We start from the raw sequence: 18,963 nt of genomic DNA on the forward strand, positions 1-18,963 counted from the left end.
TGGATGATGAGGCCGCAAGTATTGATACATGTAAGGACTTTATCTTGCTGCGCCAATTAGCCCTACTTTTTTGGGTTTTTATCCTCTCATTTCAAGCAATTGCTTCAAGTGAAGCGAATGCGATCTTTTACCCTTTGCCGAATCAGGTTAAGGGCACTTTTATTGCAGCGAAAAAATTGTTCCCCGGTGAACAAGGTGGGCTCTGGATCCATGATGTTCATGGTCGTGTTCTGTTCTATGATGGCCAAACCACACTGCCAAAATCCGGTAGCTTTCTCAGAAACAAAGTAGAGCAGCTGGCTTACCACAAAGGCTCATTTTGGACATTTATTGAAAACGAGGTTTATCAAACTTACCCGAACCAAGAACGTCGTTTAGTCTTTAGCCTCAACCCAGGCTCTCAGATCCGTAAGATAGGCTCATCCGGGAACTATATTTGGGTCAGTGATGGTGTGCAGTTCTATACCTATAATGTTGAAACCAGCGAACTGAACTCCTTTTCTCTATTACAGCTCTATCAGCATAGCAACAACAGTTACGTCTATATTAATGACGCTATCTTTGTCGAAACCAAGTGGGCGTTGGCGACGACTTCAGGCGTATACCTATCAGAGGGCAGCAAGTTTAATCATGTTGTCTCATCGGGCAAAAATTACATTGAGAAAGTGTATTACTCCCATACTCGTCGTGAAATCTTAGTCGGCACTTTAAAAGGCGCGTTGATATTTAATATCTATGAGCCAGGCAAACCTGTTATTCGAATTGGCGCTTCTCATGTCTTAACCTTTGCTGAAACCAATCAAGAATACTGGGTAGGGACAGAGCAAGGTCTTTATTTGTATTCCTTCTTAACTGGCGAAGTAACCCAAGTGACACCAGCAAGTTTTCTGGAGCTAGAGCTCGCCAGTACCAAAATTTACTCGTTGCTGAACGATAATATGGGGGGAATGTGGATTGCCACCAACCAAGGCATTCGCTATTACTCTCTGTTTAGTAAAAAGTTTGAGCGAATCACGTTCAGTAGTTATGACCAACAAATGCTCTCTGGTCGTATTCGGCAGACGCTTACCGGACCCGATGGGGCACTTTGGTTTGCGGACGATCATAAGTTGTATCGCTCGAACAATGGCAGTATTACCGATGTGTTGAATGTGTCGTCACAAATTAACGAATTTGCTTTTCAGGGAGAAAGGCTCTGGGTTGCTACGTCCACGGGTTTGGAAATATATAGCCTGAAAAACTTACAGCAGGTGACATTCCCTTACCTGCAAGTCATCGCAGGCAAGACAATCGATCATATTACCGCTGATGGCCCGAATCGCCTTTGGATATCCAGTGGTTATCAGCTATTTAATATTGATGCTGTTAACCAGGCTATGAGAAATTTTGGCAGCGAATGGTTAGTGAGTAAGTTCTTACCCGCGAAGATTACGCGTCTGTACGACAAGGAAGAGTTGCTGCTGATAGGGACAGACCACGGCGTTTACGAGTATGACGGAGAGCGAATTCGCTTTAACCACTTTTCAGAAAAGTACGGTGAATCACTCGATATTATTACCGCAAATGATGGCTCACAGTGGTTTGCTTCCGCCTATGGCGTTTTCAGAACCATTCCGGGCAGCAGTGAAAAACAAGTGATGGAGATGAGTGTCGCAAACTCTCGCCCAGCTTGTTTGCTTAGTGATTCGGAAGGGGTGTGGCTTGCTTCTTCTGTTGGCTTAAGTTACTACCATTTATCTGGGCAGCTCATGAAGCATTACTCTTCTTCATCGGGCCTTATCAATAATGAATTCTTACCAGGCATTTGTAATGTTATCCGTCGTGCTGAAGATAGTGATCGCCAACTTATCTTTGGCTCTCAGTATGGGTTAGTTAAAGTTGACTCGTCTAAATTGCTGGTATCTAACACGCCAGAATCTAAGCTTATTGTTAGCCAAGTCATGCTGGAAAATGAAGTGATGCAAGTGGGTAGTGCCGACTTAGAAGAGATGAAGCTGCCTTATGGGTCGTCCCTTAGTTTCCTTTTTGGTGTGATGCCCAAGCCTGACAATCAGAATTTGTATTATCGCTTAAATGAAAGTGAAAAATGGCAAACGTTAGAAGGTGGGCAATTAACGTTAGAACACCTTAATTCTGGCGATTACCACTTACAGGTTAGTAATGACTTACAACTGGCTTCGGGTCTGATTGGATTAGATTCCAGATTTACAGTGCTTAAACCATGGTATCTATCGAAGTTGGCCATATCGGGTTTTACCTTGGCTGTTATTGCGGTTCTTGCCCTTCTAACGTACTCGCGCTCACGCTATGTGCTGCAAGCTAACCGAGATCTGGCAGCTCAAGTTACGCTAAAAACCAACCAGCTGCGCCATCAAAGTCGAGTGCTGTTGACCAGTAACCAACAATTGAGAAAGCAGATTCAGGTAAGAAACCTGCTGGTGGATCATGTTGCTCAATCGATAAAGTCGAGTATTGATTCGATCGTGAACAAGCTTCCTAGTGATGTGGATTCGGTAACTCAAGACCATTTATCCAAGACCTACTGGCAATTGAACGAGCTTAAAAGTGCTCCTGAAGACACCAGCAGCGGCAGTCAAAATTACAACTTAAGTCAGATAACCCAATCGGTGGTGGATGTTTGGCGCGAGGACTTTTCAAAAGCAGGCATTAATGTCGAACTGCAAGATGAGCAAAAGGCGAGCCGCATTTCACTAGAGAGCTTCAACCTTGATGTCATTTTTAACAGCATCTTTGCCAACATCATCAAGCGCTCGTTCCGGGGACAGTTGGTTAAATTAACACTGGAAGAGGGCGATGATATTGTCTCGCTGAGCTTCATTGACCATGGTACTCAGTTGCCAAGTAAAGCATCGACAATACGTCCAACGAGCACCAACAATGTTGACTTAAGTATGGATAACCTGCCTCAATTAGTTGCAGCCAGTGGCGGTCATTTATCGATGTTCACTTCTGATGCTCAAAATAAGATAGAGATTACGTGGCCATGTGCTCAAGAGCCAAGTCATGTTGAGGAGGCGCTTCCTGAGTTTGCTCAGACACAGCAACCTCAACAAGAAGAGATGTCGCCTGAGCAAGAGTGGTTAATGAAAGTGTATCAGTTAGTGGCTGAGCACTACCACGACCCAGAGTTTGGTACGGCATCTGCCGCTAAGATGTTGTTTATGTCTGAGCGAAGCTTGCAGAGACGATTTAAGTCGGCGTCGTCCAGAACACTAAAAGATTATGTAACGGAAGTCAGGTTGGAGACCGCATGTGAGCAGTTGCTAGCTGGTGAGAAGATCAGTGAAGTTGCCTTCAACTGTGGCTTCAATGACCCATCCTACTTTAGCCAGAAGTTTAAATTACACTTTGGGTTACCGCCGTCTAAGTTCGCGATGACACAAGAGAGCCAAACAAGCCCATAGTGCTAATTCAAAGTTTATCTAGCCCAGCTATTAGAGTTGGGCTTTTTTACGCTTGTAAGACGAGCGGTATCGTAAAGAACGCGATATGGATGCTAGGTAGAAGGGTAATCAGATTTAATCTGGCGAGATGCGGGATGAAAGGCTCGATCCATCTAACGAGGAATACTTGTAGCACATTGGCGATATAAAATTGCGATAGGCAACGAGAATAATTGGTTTTTTTCGAGGAAAACGTTTAGGGATTATAGGACGTAAAGTGATAAGCGAATGAAGAAAGAGAAGAAAAAAATATCGTGGTATAGCCGGGGGGACTATACCACGGGTGTCAATGACACCTTCGCTTGCTGCCGGAGTGACATGTTGCCATGCCACCTCTGGAATTCTTTTGAGTGGCTGTTGCCTCTCGATGAGTTAACTATACGAGACCTTACTTATTTTTCTTATAAAAATAACGACAGCTTTATGTGAGAAAAGCGACAAAGTTTCATTTTGATATTAAAGTTCTGTTTTTAAATGAAAATTAATGTTGCCCAACTTGGTTTGTTACGGTTGTGTTAATTTTGGTCAGCCTGAAAATATTCGATTTTGACGAAAATGACGTGATATAACTTGACGGAGTTAACGTTAAACTGTCGGTGGTAATAGTGAAATCTTTGATTTCACACAATGATTAAGGTGATGTAGAAGAGTAGAATCGGCGCATTAAATAGTCTTAATAATAATATTTATCATTAGCAATACTCTTAAGGGCCACTATGAAGCTATCAGAAATTAAACCCGGAGAAACGGTGACCATCCGATTATTGGAAGGTCTCACATCGGATGTCAGAAAAAAGCTTATGGTTATGGGGTTATTGCCAAACACAGAAGTAAAAGTGATTCGACGTGCGCCAATGGGTGACCCGCTGCAAGTTGAAGTCCGTGGTGTTTCTGTAGCGTTGCGAGAAACCATTGCGCAGAACATCGAAGTGGAGCGAGCATAATGCAATACCAAATTCTTACTGTTGGTAACCCTAATAGTGGTAAAACGACGCTTTTCAATGGCCTGACTGGTGCTAAGCAGCAAGTCGGTAACTGGGCTGGTGTGACTGTTGAAAAGAAAACAGGTCAGTACAAACATGCTGGTGATGAGTTCTTACTGACAGACCTTCCGGGCATCTATTCTCTAGACAGTGGCAACGACAGTAACAGTATCGACGAATCTATTGCATCTCGTGCGGTACTTACTCATCCTGCAGACTTGATCATCAACGTGGTGGACGCAACAAGTCTAGAACGCTCTCTATATATGACGTTGCAGTTGCGCGAACTCGGTCGCCCAATGATCGTCGTGTTGAACAAGATGGACGCGCTTAAGCGTGAGCGCCAAGTCATTAACGTTGCAGAGTTAGAAAAAACATTGGGTTGCCCAGTAGTGAGTTTGTCTGCAACGAATAAAGGACAAGTTGCAGAGTTTAAAGAGAAGCTGCATAAGTCTGTGGTTCAAGGTGTTGCACTAAAAGAAATTTCTTTGAACTACGGCGAGCAAATGGAAGCGGCTATCAACAACGTTTCGGCTCTTTTCAATGATCAAACCGTTTCCAACCGTGCTCTAGCGATTCGTGCGCTAGAAAAAGACGTATTGGTTCTTAACAGCATGTCTGATGCTGACCGCAACAGCGTTGAAAACACGATCGCTGAGCTTGAACTGGATGTTGACCTGCACGTTGCTGACACAAAATACACACATCTTCATGAAGAGTGTAAGAAAGTACGCCGTAGTGAAGGTAAGCTGAGTCGTAGTGTGACTGAAAAGCTAGACCAGTTCATCTTAAACAAGTGGGTGGGTATCCCGTTCTTCTTTGTTGTGATGTACCTGATGTTTATGTTCTCTATCAACATCGGTAGTGCGTTCATCGACTTTTTCGACATCGGTGTTGGTGCGATATTAGTGGATGGTGGTCACCACTTACTAGACGGCCATTTACCAGTGTGGTTAGCGACGGTTCTTGCTGACGGTATCGGCGGTGGTATCCAGACTGTTGCAACCTTCATTCCGGTTATCGCGTGTTTGTATCTGTTCCTAGCTGTACTTGAGAGCTCAGGTTACATGGCTCGTGCTGCATTTGTACTTGATAAAGTCATGCAAAAAATCGGTCTGCCGGGCAAAGCATTTGTACCACTGGTTCTTGGCTTTGGTTGTAACGTGCCGTCAATCATGGCGACTCGTACCCTAGACCAAGAGCGTGAGCGTAAATTGGCTGCATCTATGGCGCCGTTTATGTCATGTGGTGCCCGTCTGCCAGTATACGCGCTGTTTGCTGCGGCATTTTTCCCTGGTTCTGGTCAGAACATCGTATTTGCACTTTACCTACTTGGTATTGTGGCAGCGATCTTCACGGGTCTTTTCCTTAAGCACACGCTTTACCCAGGTAGCAGTGATAGTTTGGTGATGGAAATGCCGGACTACGAGCTTCCTACTCTACAAAACGTTGTAATCAAAACATGGCAAAAGCTAAAGCGCTTTGTATTGGGTGCAGGTAAAACGATCGTTGTTGTTGTTGCTATTCTTAGCTTCTTTAACTCGCTAGGTACTGATGGCAGCTTTGGTAACGAAGACAGTGAGAACTCTGTACTTTCTAAAGCAGCACAAGTCGTAACACCAGTCTTCGCGCCAATCGGTGTTCAAGAAGATAACTGGCCAGCGACAGTAGGTATTATTACCGGTATTTTCGCGAAAGAAGCGGTGGTTGGTACGTTGAACAGCCTATATACCACACCAAGCGATGGTGAAGAAGCTGAATTCGATCTAATGGGCAGCCTAGAAGAGGCGGTAATGAGTATCCCTGAAAACCTTGCTGGCTTGAGCTACTCAGATCCGCTCGGTATTGAGGTTGGTGACTTAACAGACTCAAATGCAGTAGCAGAAGATCAAGAAGTTGATGCGTCTATCTTTGGCAACATTAAAGCGAAGTTTACCTCTGGCAATGCTGCATTTGCGTACCTAATCTTTATCCTACTGTACACTCCTTGTGTGGCGGCGATGGGTGCCTACGTTCGTGAATTTGGCCATAAGTTCGCCCGCTTTATTGCAGTTTGGACAATGGCGTTAGCGTACTTATGTGCAACGTTCTACAACCAGTTGACGCACTTCGCGTATAGTCCGATTACTAGCGGTATTTGGATGGCAGCGATCGTAGCTATCTTCCTTGGCACGTATCGTGTGTTCAAGCGAGTTGGCAAGAAGCAACAAGGTTCGTTGGAGGCGCAAGTAGCATGATTTTAAAAGAGCTTTATCAATACATTGCAGACAAAGGAACCGTGTCCCAGTCAGATCTGGCTAAGCAATTTGGGATGAGTGAAGATGGTGCCGACGCAATGTTAAGCGTGTGGATTAAGAAGGGCAAAATTTGCCGCCTAGTCGACACTAATAAAGCTCATGACGTGACTCGAGTACGCTACTCGGTGACCAAGCAAGATGGTCTATCTCTGACAGTCACCATGTAGCGATTGTCAGAATTAGTCACCTAAAAAGTTATCACGTAAAAACGACAAAGCCGCATCTGCAACGATGCGGCTTTTCTTTTTCTGGTTATTGTTTGTGAATACTGCGGGATCAATGCTCTTCAGAGTGTTTAGTCGCGCCTAAGCCTAGGAACTTCAAACCAAGACTTAAAACTAAAATCGAAATAGGTAATGTTAAGATCGTCCAATCTAAGCTGTCGAAGTTAATCAGTACGAGCTCTAAGAACTTCACAAACAAGATCACGATGATGACTTCAGCCAAAATATTTTTTAGGTGGCCGATGTTTGGGGTTCTGATCCAATGCAAAACCGACCGGTCTTGTGTTTTCGCTTTAGCTTTGTTGGAAATAAACAGTGTGTAGATGCCGTGAGCAAAAATGAACAAAACTAACGCGACAAGAAACGTATCCAGTGACTTGATCAAATACGCGATCGCGATGTCTGCTTTATCTAAATGTGCGAGTGCTTCTGGAGGTGTTTGATTAAGAATGAAGACCGCAAATGCCGAATAGGTTTTTGCTGCGCCCATAACAAAAAGCAAGAACGAAGCAGCCATAGAACAGATGATGGCGATCCAGCTAACGTATCGGAATGTGTTGAAGACTTGTTTCATGATGACCCTCTCTAATTGAGCTGGCAGTCTAAACAAGTTTGATTTAAGTGATAATCCCAGAAAATGAGAAAGATTGTTACAAATATGTATTAATCTTTCTCTGTCTATTTCAGTCGTATTCAAAGACGAATTATTTTCGCTAGCAGTGCTTATGCTTTTTGGAAAATAGAGCTCAGTGACAGCACATTTTTAATGCGACCAAGCAATTCGTTTTGCTCTTCTTCTGTACGGAATTCACCTTTGGTGTTCCCCCAAACTGGTCCCGGCCATGCTACGTCATCTTTGAAGCGAGCAATATGGTGAATGTGCAGCTGTGGCACCATATTACCTAGTGCACCAAGGTTTAGCTTGTCTGGACGGAAGGTTGCTTCCAGTGCTTGGCTTACCGCTTGAGACTCTAGCAAAAACTGTTGCTGTTCTTGCATTGGCAAGTGGTGAAGCTCTTTTAGGTTTGCACGTTTAGGGACCAAGATAACCCATGGCACGGCGTTGTCTTTATGCAGAAGCGCCACACACAGTGGGAAGTGGCCGATAACGGTGGTGTCTTTTGCCAGTTGAGGATGCAGTTCAAAACTCATTATGTTATCCGATTTGAATTGAATGACATCAGTATACGCTAGATAAAACAAAAGGTTGACGCTTTCACGCCAACCTTTCGAAATCATCTCGATTCTCGATTCTCGATTCTCGATTCTCGATTCTCGATTCTCGATTCTCGATTCGCTTACATACGCTCTAGAGTATCGATACCTAGTAGAGACAGACCTTGCTTGATGGTCTTCGCTGTTAGCGCTGCTAGTTTCAGACGGCTTTGTTTCACGGCTTCGTCTTCAGCAACTAGGATAGGGCACGCTTCGTAGAAGCTAGAGAACTGACCTGCTAGTTCGAATAGGTAGCTACACATGATGTGTGGTTGACCTTCACGAGCAACAGATTGAACCGCTTCTTCGAACTGCATAAGTTTTGCGATAAGCGCTTTTTCTTTCTCGTCAGTGATCTTAATTTCACCTTGTAGATCATCCATAGAAATGCCAGCTTTAGCGAATACAGATGCTACGCGAGTGTAAGCGTATTGCATGTATGGTGCAGTGTTACCTTCGAACGCTAGCATGTTGTCCCAATCGAACACGTAGTCCGTGGTGCGGTGCTTAGAAAGGTCTGCGTACTTAACCGCTGCCATTGCAACTGTGTTAGCGATCGCTTTCTTCTCGTCTTCGGCTAGTTCTGGGTTCTTAGATTCGATCAGCTGTGCTGCACGAACTTCTGCTTCATCTAGAAGATCAGCAAGACGAACCGTACCACCTGCACGAGTCTTGAATGGCTTACCGTCTTTACCTAGCATCATACCGAACGCGTGGTGTTCAAGAGATACTGACTCTGGCACGTAGCCCGCTTTACGAACGATAGTCCAAGCTTGCATTAGGTGTTGGTGTTGACGAGAGTCGATGAAGTAAAGTACGCGGTCCGCGCCTAGTTCTTCGTAACGGTATTTCGCACATGCGATGTCCGTTGTTGTGTATAGGAAGCCGCCGTCGCGTTTCTGAACGATAACGCCCATCGCTTCACCGTCTTTGTTCTTGAATTCTTCAAGGAATACAACTTGCGCGCCGTCATCTTCAACCGCAAGACCTTGTGCTTTAAGGTCTGCTACGATCTTAGGTAGCATGTCGTTGTACATGCTTTCGCCCATTACGTCATCACGAGATAGAGATACGTTTAGACGATCGTAGTTGCGTTGGTTTTGAATCATGGTTACGTCAACCAGCTTCTTCCACATTTCTGCGCAGAACTCGTCGCCGCTCTGCAGTTTCACAACGTAGTTACGTGCCTTCACTGCGAATTCTTCGTCTTCGTCGTACAGTTTCTTAGACTCACGGTAGAAGCCTTCAAGGTCAGCCAGTTCCATAGAAACTTCGCCAGACTCTTGCTGTACACGCTCAAGGTTTGCGATAAGCATACCGAACTGAGTACCCCAGTCGCCGATGTGGTTCGCACGGATCACTTTGTGACCTAGGAACTCAAGAGTACGTACTACCGCATCACCGATGATGGTTGAACGTAGGTGACCAACGTGCATTTCTTTCGCAACGTTTGGTGCAGAGTAGTCAGCAACGATAGTTTGAGCTTCGTCTGCTGCAACGCCAAGGCGTGAATCAGCCAATGCTGCTTCCGCTTGCTTTGCTAGGAACTCTTCGCTTAGGAAAATGTTGATGAAACCAGGACCTGCGATTTCTGTCTTGCTCGCAATACCGTCTAGGTCTAGAACATCCAGTACTTTCTGTGCAAATTCTCGTGGGTTAGTACCCAGTTTTTTAGCAACGCCCATTACGCCGTTTGCTTGGTAGTCACCAAATTGTGGCTTTGCTGATTGGCGTACCGCCGCAGGACTGCCTGCAGGTGCGCCAGTGGCTTCTAGAGCCTGAGATACTTTGTCATTAATAAGTGCTTGGATATTCACACGCGTTTCCTTCAATTCAAGGACGAAGAACTCGGCGAAGTAAGTGCCAAGTTCTGCTGGAGTTCACAAAAATGGGGCTAATGATAACAACTTTATTGCTTTTCATACAGAGAGGAATTGGGGAAATTTATACTTTTTCGATTGAATGGAAATGAGGCTTGGTTTGCGTTTACTATTGCGCTCAGAGTAATGAGATAAATAGCCCCACAAGAGAGCCACAATGACGACTCAACTAGTTGAAAAACGCCTAGCGCCTGAATTGATGATCCAAGATTTGGATGCATTTATGGCGAAGATTGAAGAGTTTGCATCCCTGTTAAAACTGGATCTGAGCTTTGCTCAAGCTGACCATATTGCGTTGCGTATTAACGATACTGATACTGCAAAAGCTGCGCATGAGGCTTGGAGTCAATACGGAAAGGTGATTTCACAAGCGAAAATCAACGGTCGCCCAATTATTGTTATTGAGTTCGATAAAGCGTTGGAAAGCCGTGGCTGGAAGATTGAGTGTCTGGAGCTGCCATACCCTGCGGAAGGCAAAATCTACCCAACTGAAAGCTGGGAACATGTGGAGTTTGTGATTCCGTCTCATGCCGAAACCGCAGATGAGTTTCTTGCTGATTTGAGACACACTTATCCAGCGTTTGGCGCACGCTTTAATGAGTTAGAAGAGCTGGGTGTGAAGATCAAACTATCGAGCCCGAAAGGGGAAGGCGAACGCTTGAATAACCCAACGGTGGCGTTTAAGTATCAAGGCATTTGTATCAAGCTGCACCCGCATTCACTCAAGCGTATTGTTGAGTCTGAGCAGTCGTAAACGCTAGAGTGAGAGTTGCTTAGTTGTTGGAAGCAAAAAGGGAGCCGAGGCTCCCTTTTGCAAGCTAACTATTATTTAGTTAGTGACTTGCTTTTTGGGTTTGTAATGAAAAGCTTTTTGCCTTGCAACTCTTCATCTAGAGGCAGTGTAAAAGTTTTGGCAAACGGCATTCGTTTACAATGATCCGCCTTGTCTCTAACGATAGTAATAAGAGCTTCTGTCTGTGAGCTTTGCTCTATTTTTAGGCTAAAGTCCTCGTTTTCACTGCAGCCGTTAGACTCTGTGATAAATGAAATTTGACTCTCACTTGTCCTATAAGCCTCTACCATCATTGCTTGGTGCTCAGACGTCTGGTTTGTTTGCAGTCCTGCGTTTGCTGAACATGCAGTTAAACTGATAGTGCCCAAACCAAGTAGGAATATCTTGAGTCTATGTTTCATCTCGTTACCTTTTTTTGCGTCGTACGAATGAACCTGCAGCCATTAACACCAGTAGGCCAATAGATAAACTGCCGCCTGAACTAGACTTTTTATTAACGTCGTTACCAGTATTGCCAGCATCACCCGTATTGTCTGTGCTGACTGACATATTTATGTTGCGAACAAATGCTTGCGCGCTGTAAATGCCACTTGAAAGCGGGTGTTTGAGGTATGCAAACGTTATCGTATTAGATGCTTTGTAAAGATCGATCTGGATCTCTTTATAATCGAGGAGTTGGTTGGTGCTATCGTAAATTTCACCATTAACTAAGATGAGCAAGTAATCAAAACCATCGGACATTACTTTGAGATCCATGGTAAGTTTGCCCTTCGGAAGATCGGTCAAAACCAGCTCAGATACACCAGGATAAGCTCCCATATCCGCTGATTGCAGTTCACCATTTTCAGCCGTCCAAGCGTTTTGACCGGTATAAACATTTGCGTCTGCTAGCGGAATGGCATTACGCACTGATCTGCTTGCTTTATCTACACCTGAATACTCGAAAGTTGTTGTGAGTCTGGACAGTTTCGGATGATCGGTAAAGAGCTCTATCGTTGTTTCTGATTCCGAATAGCTAGGTTGGTAGCCGACGGTAATTTGACAGCTTTGCGAAGGCTTTAAGGTACCAGTACAATTGCTTTTCTCGATGGTACTTCCGTATGTTATTGTGCTTTGGTAGATGTTGAATGGGATAGTATCGTCATTACGAATAGTAAAGGTCTCTTGCTGCGCTTTTCGCTCAACGAAACGAAGATCTCGGTACTTAGTGAAGCTGATAGTATTGCGATGGCTATCTATCCATCCATTGTGTTGAAAATGAGCGACGTTGGCGTAAACACCATAAGCGTTTGGTTGAGCACATCCATCCCCCCAGCTGACCACGCCTAGCAATTTGTTGATACCGTTATCATCAACGATGAGTGGACCGCCGCTATCTCCTTGGCAGCTATCTTTTCCTCCCCAATAGTATCCCGCACAGATGCCATCATCTGATACCTTGGCGTAATCTCCTTTTAGGTTTTGGCAGGTCTCTCGATCCACATACTCTAAATCAACTTGTTGTAAAACAGCCGGAAATTCCCTTCCTGTCGTAGAGGTGTTTCCCCATCCTGCGACATGTACTTTATCTCCTGCGCGTACGTTAGCTAGAACTTCTGGCGTTGCAAGAGCAATAGTCGCGCTGTCGACACTGCGTTCCAACTCAATAAGAGCAATGTCATTGTTCGTTGTTATGTTGTTATATTCATCATGTGAATAGATATTTTTAATGGCGATGCGCTGTGCTTGAGACTCTCTGTTTTTGTCATAAAGACCAAGAACGATATCCAGATCGTCCGCATTGAAGTCTTCTACGCAGTGCGCAGCAGTTAATACGTATTTTCCACCAAGGAAACTACCGCCACATAAGTGACCAATAGATGCTGGCTGTCCTTTACGTACCAGTGAAGCAATAAACCTCCAGTCAGAAGTATTGGCTGGCTCACCGCCGATAATGCGAGTGGTTACATCATTCTTAACAGGCTCAAGAGTATCTGCGATTGTGGTTGCTGGCAAAGTCAGCCCAATCAGAAAAGCCACTAACGTTTTTTTCATTTTAATTCCGTAATATTAAAGTGATTTTATAAGAAATGAGAATTAATTATAGATAGAGTTATTACTCAAGTAAATGGCTGAAAGAAAATGAAAAGCTATAAAATAGGGGAGTGATTCTTGGGATTTATTGCGGAAGATACTGTTGAAAAAATAAACCCGCCGATTAGGCGGGTTTATTAATAGTGAAATTGTAAAAAGAGAGAAGTAATTACAGAATAACCGTCTTATTGCCGTAAACAAATACGTGGTCATTGACCACTTTATTCAGAGCCTTGCTCAATACGTTCTTCTCTACATCGCGACCTGCTTGCGCCATATCTTGTGCGCTGAACGTGTGATCCACTGGAATAACGTCTTGCTTGATGATTGGACCCTCATCCAAGTCATTTGTCACGAAGTGCGCCGTAGCACCGATGATCTTCACACCGCGATCGTAAGCTTGTTGGTATGGCTTAGCACCGATAAACGCGGGTAAGAAGCTGTGGTGGATATTGATGATCTTGTGACGGTATTTCTCCACGAAAGTCGGAGTGAGAACACGCATGTATTTCGCCAGTACAAGGTAATCGGCATCATATTGATCAATCACGTCAAGCATCTTCTGCTCGTGCTCTTCACGGCTAAGATCTTCGTGAGTCACGTGATGGTAAGGGATATCAAAACGTTCAGTGAGTGTTTGAAGTTTGTCGTAGTTACCAACAACCGCAGCAATTTCAACATCTAAGCTGCCATCGTAAGTCTTCATCAGAATATCACCCAGACAGTGCGCTTCTTTGGTTACTAGGATGACGATGCGTTTACGCCGAGAGCTAATAAGTTTACGTTTTGCACCTTGTGGCAGCGCTTGGTCTAAATCGGCGAGTAGCGTTTGATCGTTGAAGTAACCCTCCAACTCGGTTCTCATGAAAAAGTGTCCACTGGTGTTATCAACAAACTCGTTATTATGAACGATATTCAGCTGATGCTTATAACAGATATTGGTGATTTTTGAGATCAAACCCGGTGCGTCAGAACAATGGGTTAACAGTGTTTTCTTTTCCATAAATCAGATACTTCCATGTATTATTTTTCTAGCGTACGAATAAAAGGGTCACGTCAGAAGCGTGAATCGTACAGCAATTTGACTTCATAAATAATCTATTCTCGGCGCGGTTTCAACAAATTATCCGTTGAACCCTTTGTTTGGTGTGCTTCATTTGTTCATTTAAAACACCAAGGTTTACTCTGCGTTAACCCTCGAATTGATATAAGCGATTCAGTATTCGTGTGTTTAATGTCGAGGAGGTAAAGGATGCCTAAACATTTTGGTGTTTCTGATGAGGATCTCCGCCAGTTAATGGAACAATTACATTTGCTCAATGCAAACCAAAAATCTCTGTTGCAACGTCAACTGAGGAAACTAACCGTCTCTGAATCCATGAGCACTTTGTCGGAAGAGGAACCCTCGTTTCTGCAAACCGTATTGAGTCGTTGAGAGTGAATAGACAGAAATAGCGCTGCAGGTTGTCTGATTGAACAAGTATCTCTGATATACTCACGACAATTTTTCCAACCAGATGTCAGGCATGATCGCAAAAACATTCTCCTCTGAGGGCGCGTTAGGCAAAGCCATTCCGGGCTTTCAAGCTCGCCAGCCACAAATCGATATGGCAGAAGCTGTCAGCAGTGCGATCAAAGACCAAACTCAGCTGGTGGTAGAAGCCGGAACGGGAACGGGTAAGACCTTCGCTTACCTTGTGCCAGCGCTATTAAGTGGCAAAAAAGTCATCATCAGTACCGGGTCGAAGAACCTGCAAGAGCAATTGTATCACCGTGACTTGCCTTTGATGGTCAATGCTTTGGGCTTTTATGGACAAGTTGCGCTACTAAAAGGTCGCTCCAATTACCTATGTTTGGATCGTCTTAGCCGACAAATGGTCGAGAGCCATACTAATGAGGCCGATCCAACACTGCTGACTCAATTGGTTAAAGTCCGCACTTGGTCGTCTGAAACCAAAACGGGCGATTTAGGTGACTGTGATGATCTGTCAGAAGACAGCATGATCATCCCAACCATTACCTCCACCAACGATAACTGCCTGGGTAAAGAGTGTCCGAGCTACACCGATTGTTTCGTCTTAAAAGCACGCAAACGCGCAATGGATTCAGACATTGTTGTCGTCAACCACCACTTGTTCCTTGCAGACCTCGCGATCAAAGAAACCGGCTTTGGTGAGTTGATCCCAGAAGCTGACGTGTTCATCTTCGACGAAGCGCACCAGCTTCCAGACATTGCCAGCGAATACTTCGGACAATCGATCTCTAGCCGTCAGATCCAAGAGCTCGCTAAAGACATTGAGATAGCCTACCGCACTGAAGCAAAAGACATGCGCCAGCTACAAAAAGTCGGTGAAAAGCTGATGCAAAGTGCGATGGATATGCGCATCGTGCTCGGTGAACCGGGCTTTCGTGGAAACTGGCGTGAAGCGCTGCAGTCGGAATCGATCAAGCGTGAATTGGTGCGCTTAACCGATAGCTTAGACTTGGCGATTGATGTGTTGAAACTGGCGCTAGGTCGAAGCCAATTGCTGGATACCGCTTTTGAGCGTGCCAACCTGATCAAAGGACGAATTGATCGCGTTTGTGATGTCGATATTACTGGTTACTCATACTGGTACGACACATCTCCCCGCCACTTTGCTCTGCACATTACGCCGCTATCGGTTGCAGATAAATTCCATGAGCAAATTGAAATCAAACAAGGCGCGTGGATTTTCACGTCTGCAACCCTTGCAGTATCTGGCGACTTTAAACACTTTACCGATCGTCTTGGATTGAACCCGAAGCAGCAGTTTTCGTTGCCATCTCCGTTCGATTACGAGAAGCAAGCGCGCCTATGTGTGCCTCGTTATTTGCCAGAGCCAAACAGCCCAGGCTTAGCCGACAAACTGGTGCGAATGCTTGCGTCTGTGATTGAAGAGAACGACGGGCGTTGTTTCTTCCTGTGTACTTCGCACAGCATGATGCGTGAGCTTGGTGAACGCTTCCGTGAAGTGCTGGATCTGCCTGTGCTAATGCAAGGTGAGATGAGCAAACAAAAGACCCTTGCCGAGTTTATGGAACTGGGTAATGCACTGCTGGTGGCGACGGGTGCATTCTGGGAAGGGATCGATGTTAGAGGTGATGCGCTGAGCTGTGTTATCATCGACAAATTACCGTTTACTGCCCCTGATGACCCGCTGCTCAAAGCCCGAATCGAAGATTGTCGATTACGTGGCGGTGAGCCGTTTGCAGAAGTGCAAATCCCAGATGCGGTTATCACGTTAAAGCAGGGCGTAGGACGTTTGATTCGAGACCAAAAAGATCATGGTGCCTTAATCATTTGCGACAACCGTTTGGTAACGCGTGATTACGGTGGCACCTTCCTTGGCAGCTTACCGCCAATCCCAAGAACACGGGATTTGGAACGAATCAAAACATTCCTAAAAACAGAACAACCTGCCGCAGACTAATGCGCTGTGGCATCAATAAATTAAAGAAGAATTGTAGAGAGTTACATGAGCGCAAAAATTCTTGCTATCGATACGGCAACTGAGAACTGTTCAGTTGCGCTACTGGTTAATGACCGAGTGATTTCACGCAGTGAAGTGGCTCCTCGTGACCACACTAAGAAAGTACTGCCTATGGTAGACGAAGTACTGAAAGAAGCGGGCCTGACTCTACAAGATCTAGACGCATTGGCGTTTGGTCGTGGTCCGGGCAGCTTTACTGGCGTTCGTATCGGTATTGGTATCGCGCAAGGTTTGGCGTTTGGTGCTGACTTACCAATGATTGGCGTTTCAACGCTGGCTGCGATGGCACAAGCAAGCTACCGTCTGCACGGTGCAACGGATGTCGCGGTTGCGATTGATGCGCGTATGAGTGAAGTTTACTGGGCACGTTACACTCGCCAAGAAAACGGTGAATGGGCTGGTGTCGATGCAGAATGTGTTATTCCACCAGCGCGTCTAGCGGAAGAAGCACAAGCAGACGACAAAACGTGGACTAAAGCGGGTACTGGTTGGGATGCTTACCAAGAAGATCTTGGCAAACTGCCACTCAACTTAACGAGCGGTGATGTGCTTTACCCTGATTCGCAAGACATCGTGATTCTTGCTGAACAGGAACTTAAGAAAGGCAACACAGTCCCAGTAGAAGAATCGAGCCCGGTTTATCTGCGCGATAATGTAACGTGGAAGAAACTTCCGGGTCGCGAATAATTCATTACTACTAGAATATACGGGGCGTTTGCCCTGTATTTTTATGGAGCGTTATGGCGTCTATCAATGGTTTACCTCCTGCGTTAATACCGGGTGCAAAACGCACCAATAAAGTCGGTCAAAAAGGGCAGGTAAAGAAAGCTCAAGATAAGCAGCCCGTTGGTCAACCTTCTAAGGTGGCGAACGCTGTCGCGCATTCCATTAAGCAAGTGGATGAGTCTCAGATTCATCGTGCTCAAGTGCAATATGATTTGCCCGAGGGTCATGCTCGCAAAGCAATGGAACAGTATATGGACGTCATGAATCGAGCTAAGAAAGAGGAACTTGCCCAATTACTTGGTGTCGATATCTATGTGTAAAAAAACGAATTTATAGTGTGGGTTTATGAAACTTTCTGGACGTATTTTTCTGGTTATTATCGCGGCATTCGGGCTTTCTGCTTGTAGTTCTCTTCCTGAAGAGCTGAATGCAAGCACTGAGCAGGTTTTGACGGATTACAAAGCTTTTGCTGAAGACCAAGGACAGGCTGCTAATGATGTCCGTCTTGGTGGTGTTATAGCGAAAGTGGATAACTTGAAAGACCAAACGCGTCTGGAGATCGTAAATCTGCCGATCGGCAAATCAGGTAAGCCGGACATCGATCAAGAACCAACGGGTCGCTTCGCGGTTTATTTTGATGGTTACCTAGAGCCGGTTGCGTTTAGCCAAGGCCGACTTATTACCGTTGTTGGTAAAGGCGCGGGCGAAGAAGAAGGCAAAATTGGTGAGCACCAATACATCTTCCCGGCGATCAAAGGCGATGGTTACCGCCTATGGAAGATTGAAGAGCGCCTACGTATGTACGATACGCCAACCTATTACTACCCTTGTTACTCCATTAACTGCCGTATGATGCGTTCGGATTTCCCGCAAGACGGCAAGGTGATCAAGAAGGTTAAATAATCTGTGATGAATGAGCGCCGTTTTGCACTCCCAAATGGGAGCATGGCAGCCTTAGAGATCGGAAACGAAAAAACGACTGCTTGTTCAGTCGTTTTTCTTCATGGGTGGATGGATAACGCGGGCAGCTTCAAAAACTTGATGAACGCCATACATCAGTGCAATCCTGATCTTCATTTACTGGCAATTGACCTATTTGGTCATGGCTTATCCAGTCATAAATCCTCGGACAATTACTATCCCTTCCACGACTACATTGCTGATTTACACCAATTATTGGATGAATTATCGCCAAACAGACTGGTGTTAGTAGGTCATTCACTAGGCGCATTAATCGCAAGTTGCTATAGTGCTGCCTTTCCTGAACAGGTCGAAGCGTTGGTGCAAATTGAAGGAGCGGGTCCACTCGCAGAACAGCCTTCCAATAGCGTGAAACGACTGCGTGATGGTGTCCTTAGCCGACAACGTCAACGCAACAAACCGGAGCGAGCTATCGCTTCTTTCGATCTGGCGTTAAAGCTACGCATGCAAGCGAATCACCTGACCGCCGAGCAGTTGATGCCAATCGTAGAGCGCGGAACTGAATGTCGCGAGAACCAATGGTTTTGGCGACACGATGCCAAATTAAAGTGCGATTCTCTTTACCGCATGGCACAGGACCACGCGAACTCGATCACCAGCCAAATACGCTGTCCGCACCTGATCATTTTGGGTGACAAAGGATTTCAGCATTTACAGTCTAACCAAGTCGATTGGGGCGAAAATCCACCGAATGTGGTTTCTGTCGCGGGTGGTCACCATTGTCATTTAGAGCAAACACTCGAGGTGACAAAGCGAATTCTTGGTGTAGTTAACAAAATTTAAACAAGTGTTTGAGAGTTACGTGCTCAAGCACG

The 18,963-nt window shown here is 45.2% G+C and carries 17 protein-coding genes; 11 read left to right on the forward strand and 6 right to left on the reverse strand.

Annotated features, from left to right (window positions below; translation table 11 throughout):
- Positions 1-44 precede the first annotated feature (44 nt).
- The 4 genes from A8140_RS04630 (at position 45) to A8140_RS04645 (ending at position 6,911) form a co-directional block, all read left to right on the forward strand.
- Positions 45-3,425 (forward strand): AraC family transcriptional regulator, encoded by a 3,381-nt coding sequence (locus tag A8140_RS04630; RefSeq protein ID WP_033000429.1) that lies wholly within the window; start codon positions 45-47, stop codon positions 3,423-3,425.
- A gap of 755 nt (positions 3,426-4,180) precedes the next feature.
- Entirely contained in the window at positions 4,181-4,408 is a 228-nt protein-coding gene (locus A8140_RS04635; RefSeq protein ID WP_005426705.1) for a FeoA family protein, read from the forward strand.
- Positions 4,408-6,684: a Fe(2+) transporter permease subunit FeoB gene (feoB, locus tag A8140_RS04640; protein WP_038862751.1), complete on the forward strand. Its 2,277-nt coding sequence runs from the start codon at positions 4,408-4,410 to the stop codon at positions 6,682-6,684. The genes A8140_RS04635 and feoB overlap by 1 nt, the downstream gene beginning before the upstream one ends.
- The gene (locus A8140_RS04645) at positions 6,681-6,911 is read left to right on the forward strand and encodes a FeoC-like transcriptional regulator (RefSeq protein WP_005534215.1); all 231 of its coding nucleotides are present in this window, start codon (positions 6,681-6,683) and stop codon (positions 6,909-6,911) included. The genes feoB and A8140_RS04645 overlap by 4 nt, the downstream gene beginning before the upstream one ends.
- Positions 6,912-7,020: 109 nt before the next feature.
- On the opposite strand, the gene A8140_RS04650 is transcribed toward A8140_RS04645, so the two are convergent.
- From A8140_RS04650 to argS, 3 genes are all read right to left on the reverse strand, one after another.
- Complete coding sequence (locus A8140_RS04650) at positions 7,021-7,542, reverse strand: YqhA family protein (protein WP_005534212.1); 522 nt, start codon at positions 7,540-7,542, stop codon at positions 7,021-7,023.
- Between the two features lie 149 nt (positions 7,543-7,691).
- Positions 7,692-8,120 carry an HIT family protein gene (locus tag A8140_RS04655; RefSeq protein WP_005382194.1) on the reverse strand — a complete coding sequence of 143 codons (429 nt, stop codon included), beginning with the start codon at positions 8,118-8,120 and terminating at the stop codon, positions 7,692-7,694.
- A gap of 146 nt (positions 8,121-8,266) precedes the next feature.
- Positions 8,267-10,000 (reverse strand): arginine--tRNA ligase, encoded by a 1,734-nt coding sequence (argS, locus tag A8140_RS04660; RefSeq protein WP_005534209.1) that lies wholly within the window; start codon positions 9,998-10,000, stop codon positions 8,267-8,269.
- Positions 10,001-10,220: 220 nt separating this feature from the next.
- Between argS and A8140_RS04665 the strand changes: the two genes are divergently transcribed.
- Positions 10,221-10,817, forward strand: a complete 597-nt coding sequence (locus tag A8140_RS04665; RefSeq protein ID WP_005534206.1) for a VOC family protein — start codon at positions 10,221-10,223, stop codon at positions 10,815-10,817.
- Positions 10,818-10,888: 71 nt separating this feature from the next.
- Here A8140_RS04665 and A8140_RS04670 read toward each other — a convergent pair whose 3' ends face one another.
- From A8140_RS04670 to purU, 3 genes are all read right to left on the reverse strand, one after another.
- The gene (locus tag A8140_RS04670) at positions 10,889-11,257 is read right to left on the reverse strand and encodes a hypothetical protein (protein WP_005534205.1); all 369 of its coding nucleotides are present in this window, start codon (positions 11,255-11,257) and stop codon (positions 10,889-10,891) included.
- A gap of 4 nt (positions 11,258-11,261) precedes the next feature.
- Positions 11,262-12,890, reverse strand: a complete 1,629-nt coding sequence (locus A8140_RS04675; protein WP_005534202.1) for a serine protease — start codon at positions 12,888-12,890, stop codon at positions 11,262-11,264.
- A gap of 208 nt (positions 12,891-13,098) precedes the next feature.
- Complete coding sequence (gene purU / locus A8140_RS04680) at positions 13,099-13,932, reverse strand: formyltetrahydrofolate deformylase (RefSeq protein WP_005534200.1); 834 nt, start codon at positions 13,930-13,932, stop codon at positions 13,099-13,101.
- 249 nt (positions 13,933-14,181) lie between these two features.
- Between purU and A8140_RS04685 the strand changes: the two genes are divergently transcribed.
- From A8140_RS04685 to A8140_RS04710, 6 genes are all read left to right on the forward strand, one after another.
- A complete protein-coding gene (locus A8140_RS04685) occupies positions 14,182-14,364 on the forward strand; it encodes a hypothetical protein (protein ID WP_005534198.1) in 183 nt (60 codons plus the stop codon).
- A 91-nt stretch (positions 14,365-14,455) separates the two neighbouring features.
- Entirely contained in the window at positions 14,456-16,381 is a 1,926-nt protein-coding gene (locus tag A8140_RS04690; protein ID WP_038862752.1) for an ATP-dependent DNA helicase, read from the forward strand.
- 45 nt (positions 16,382-16,426) lie between these two features.
- The gene (gene tsaB, locus A8140_RS04695; RefSeq protein WP_005446440.1) at positions 16,427-17,128 is read left to right on the forward strand and encodes a tRNA (adenosine(37)-N6)-threonylcarbamoyltransferase complex dimerization subunit type 1 TsaB; all 702 of its coding nucleotides are present in this window, start codon (positions 16,427-16,429) and stop codon (positions 17,126-17,128) included.
- A 53-nt stretch (positions 17,129-17,181) separates the two neighbouring features.
- The gene (locus A8140_RS04700) at positions 17,182-17,487 is read left to right on the forward strand and encodes a hypothetical protein (protein WP_005536142.1); all 306 of its coding nucleotides are present in this window, start codon (positions 17,182-17,184) and stop codon (positions 17,485-17,487) included.
- A gap of 25 nt (positions 17,488-17,512) precedes the next feature.
- Complete coding sequence (locus A8140_RS04705) at positions 17,513-18,070, forward strand: Slp family lipoprotein (RefSeq protein WP_005536144.1); 558 nt, start codon at positions 17,513-17,515, stop codon at positions 18,068-18,070.
- 6 nt (positions 18,071-18,076) lie between these two features.
- Positions 18,077-18,931, forward strand: a complete 855-nt coding sequence (locus tag A8140_RS04710) for an alpha/beta fold hydrolase (protein WP_005536146.1) — start codon at positions 18,077-18,079, stop codon at positions 18,929-18,931.
- Positions 18,932-18,963: the final 32 nt, after the last annotated feature.

The sequence above is a fragment of the Vibrio campbellii CAIM 519 = NBRC 15631 = ATCC 25920 genome (assembly GCF_002163755.1).
Taxonomy (GTDB): Bacteria; Pseudomonadota; Gammaproteobacteria; order Enterobacterales; family Vibrionaceae; genus Vibrio; species Vibrio campbellii.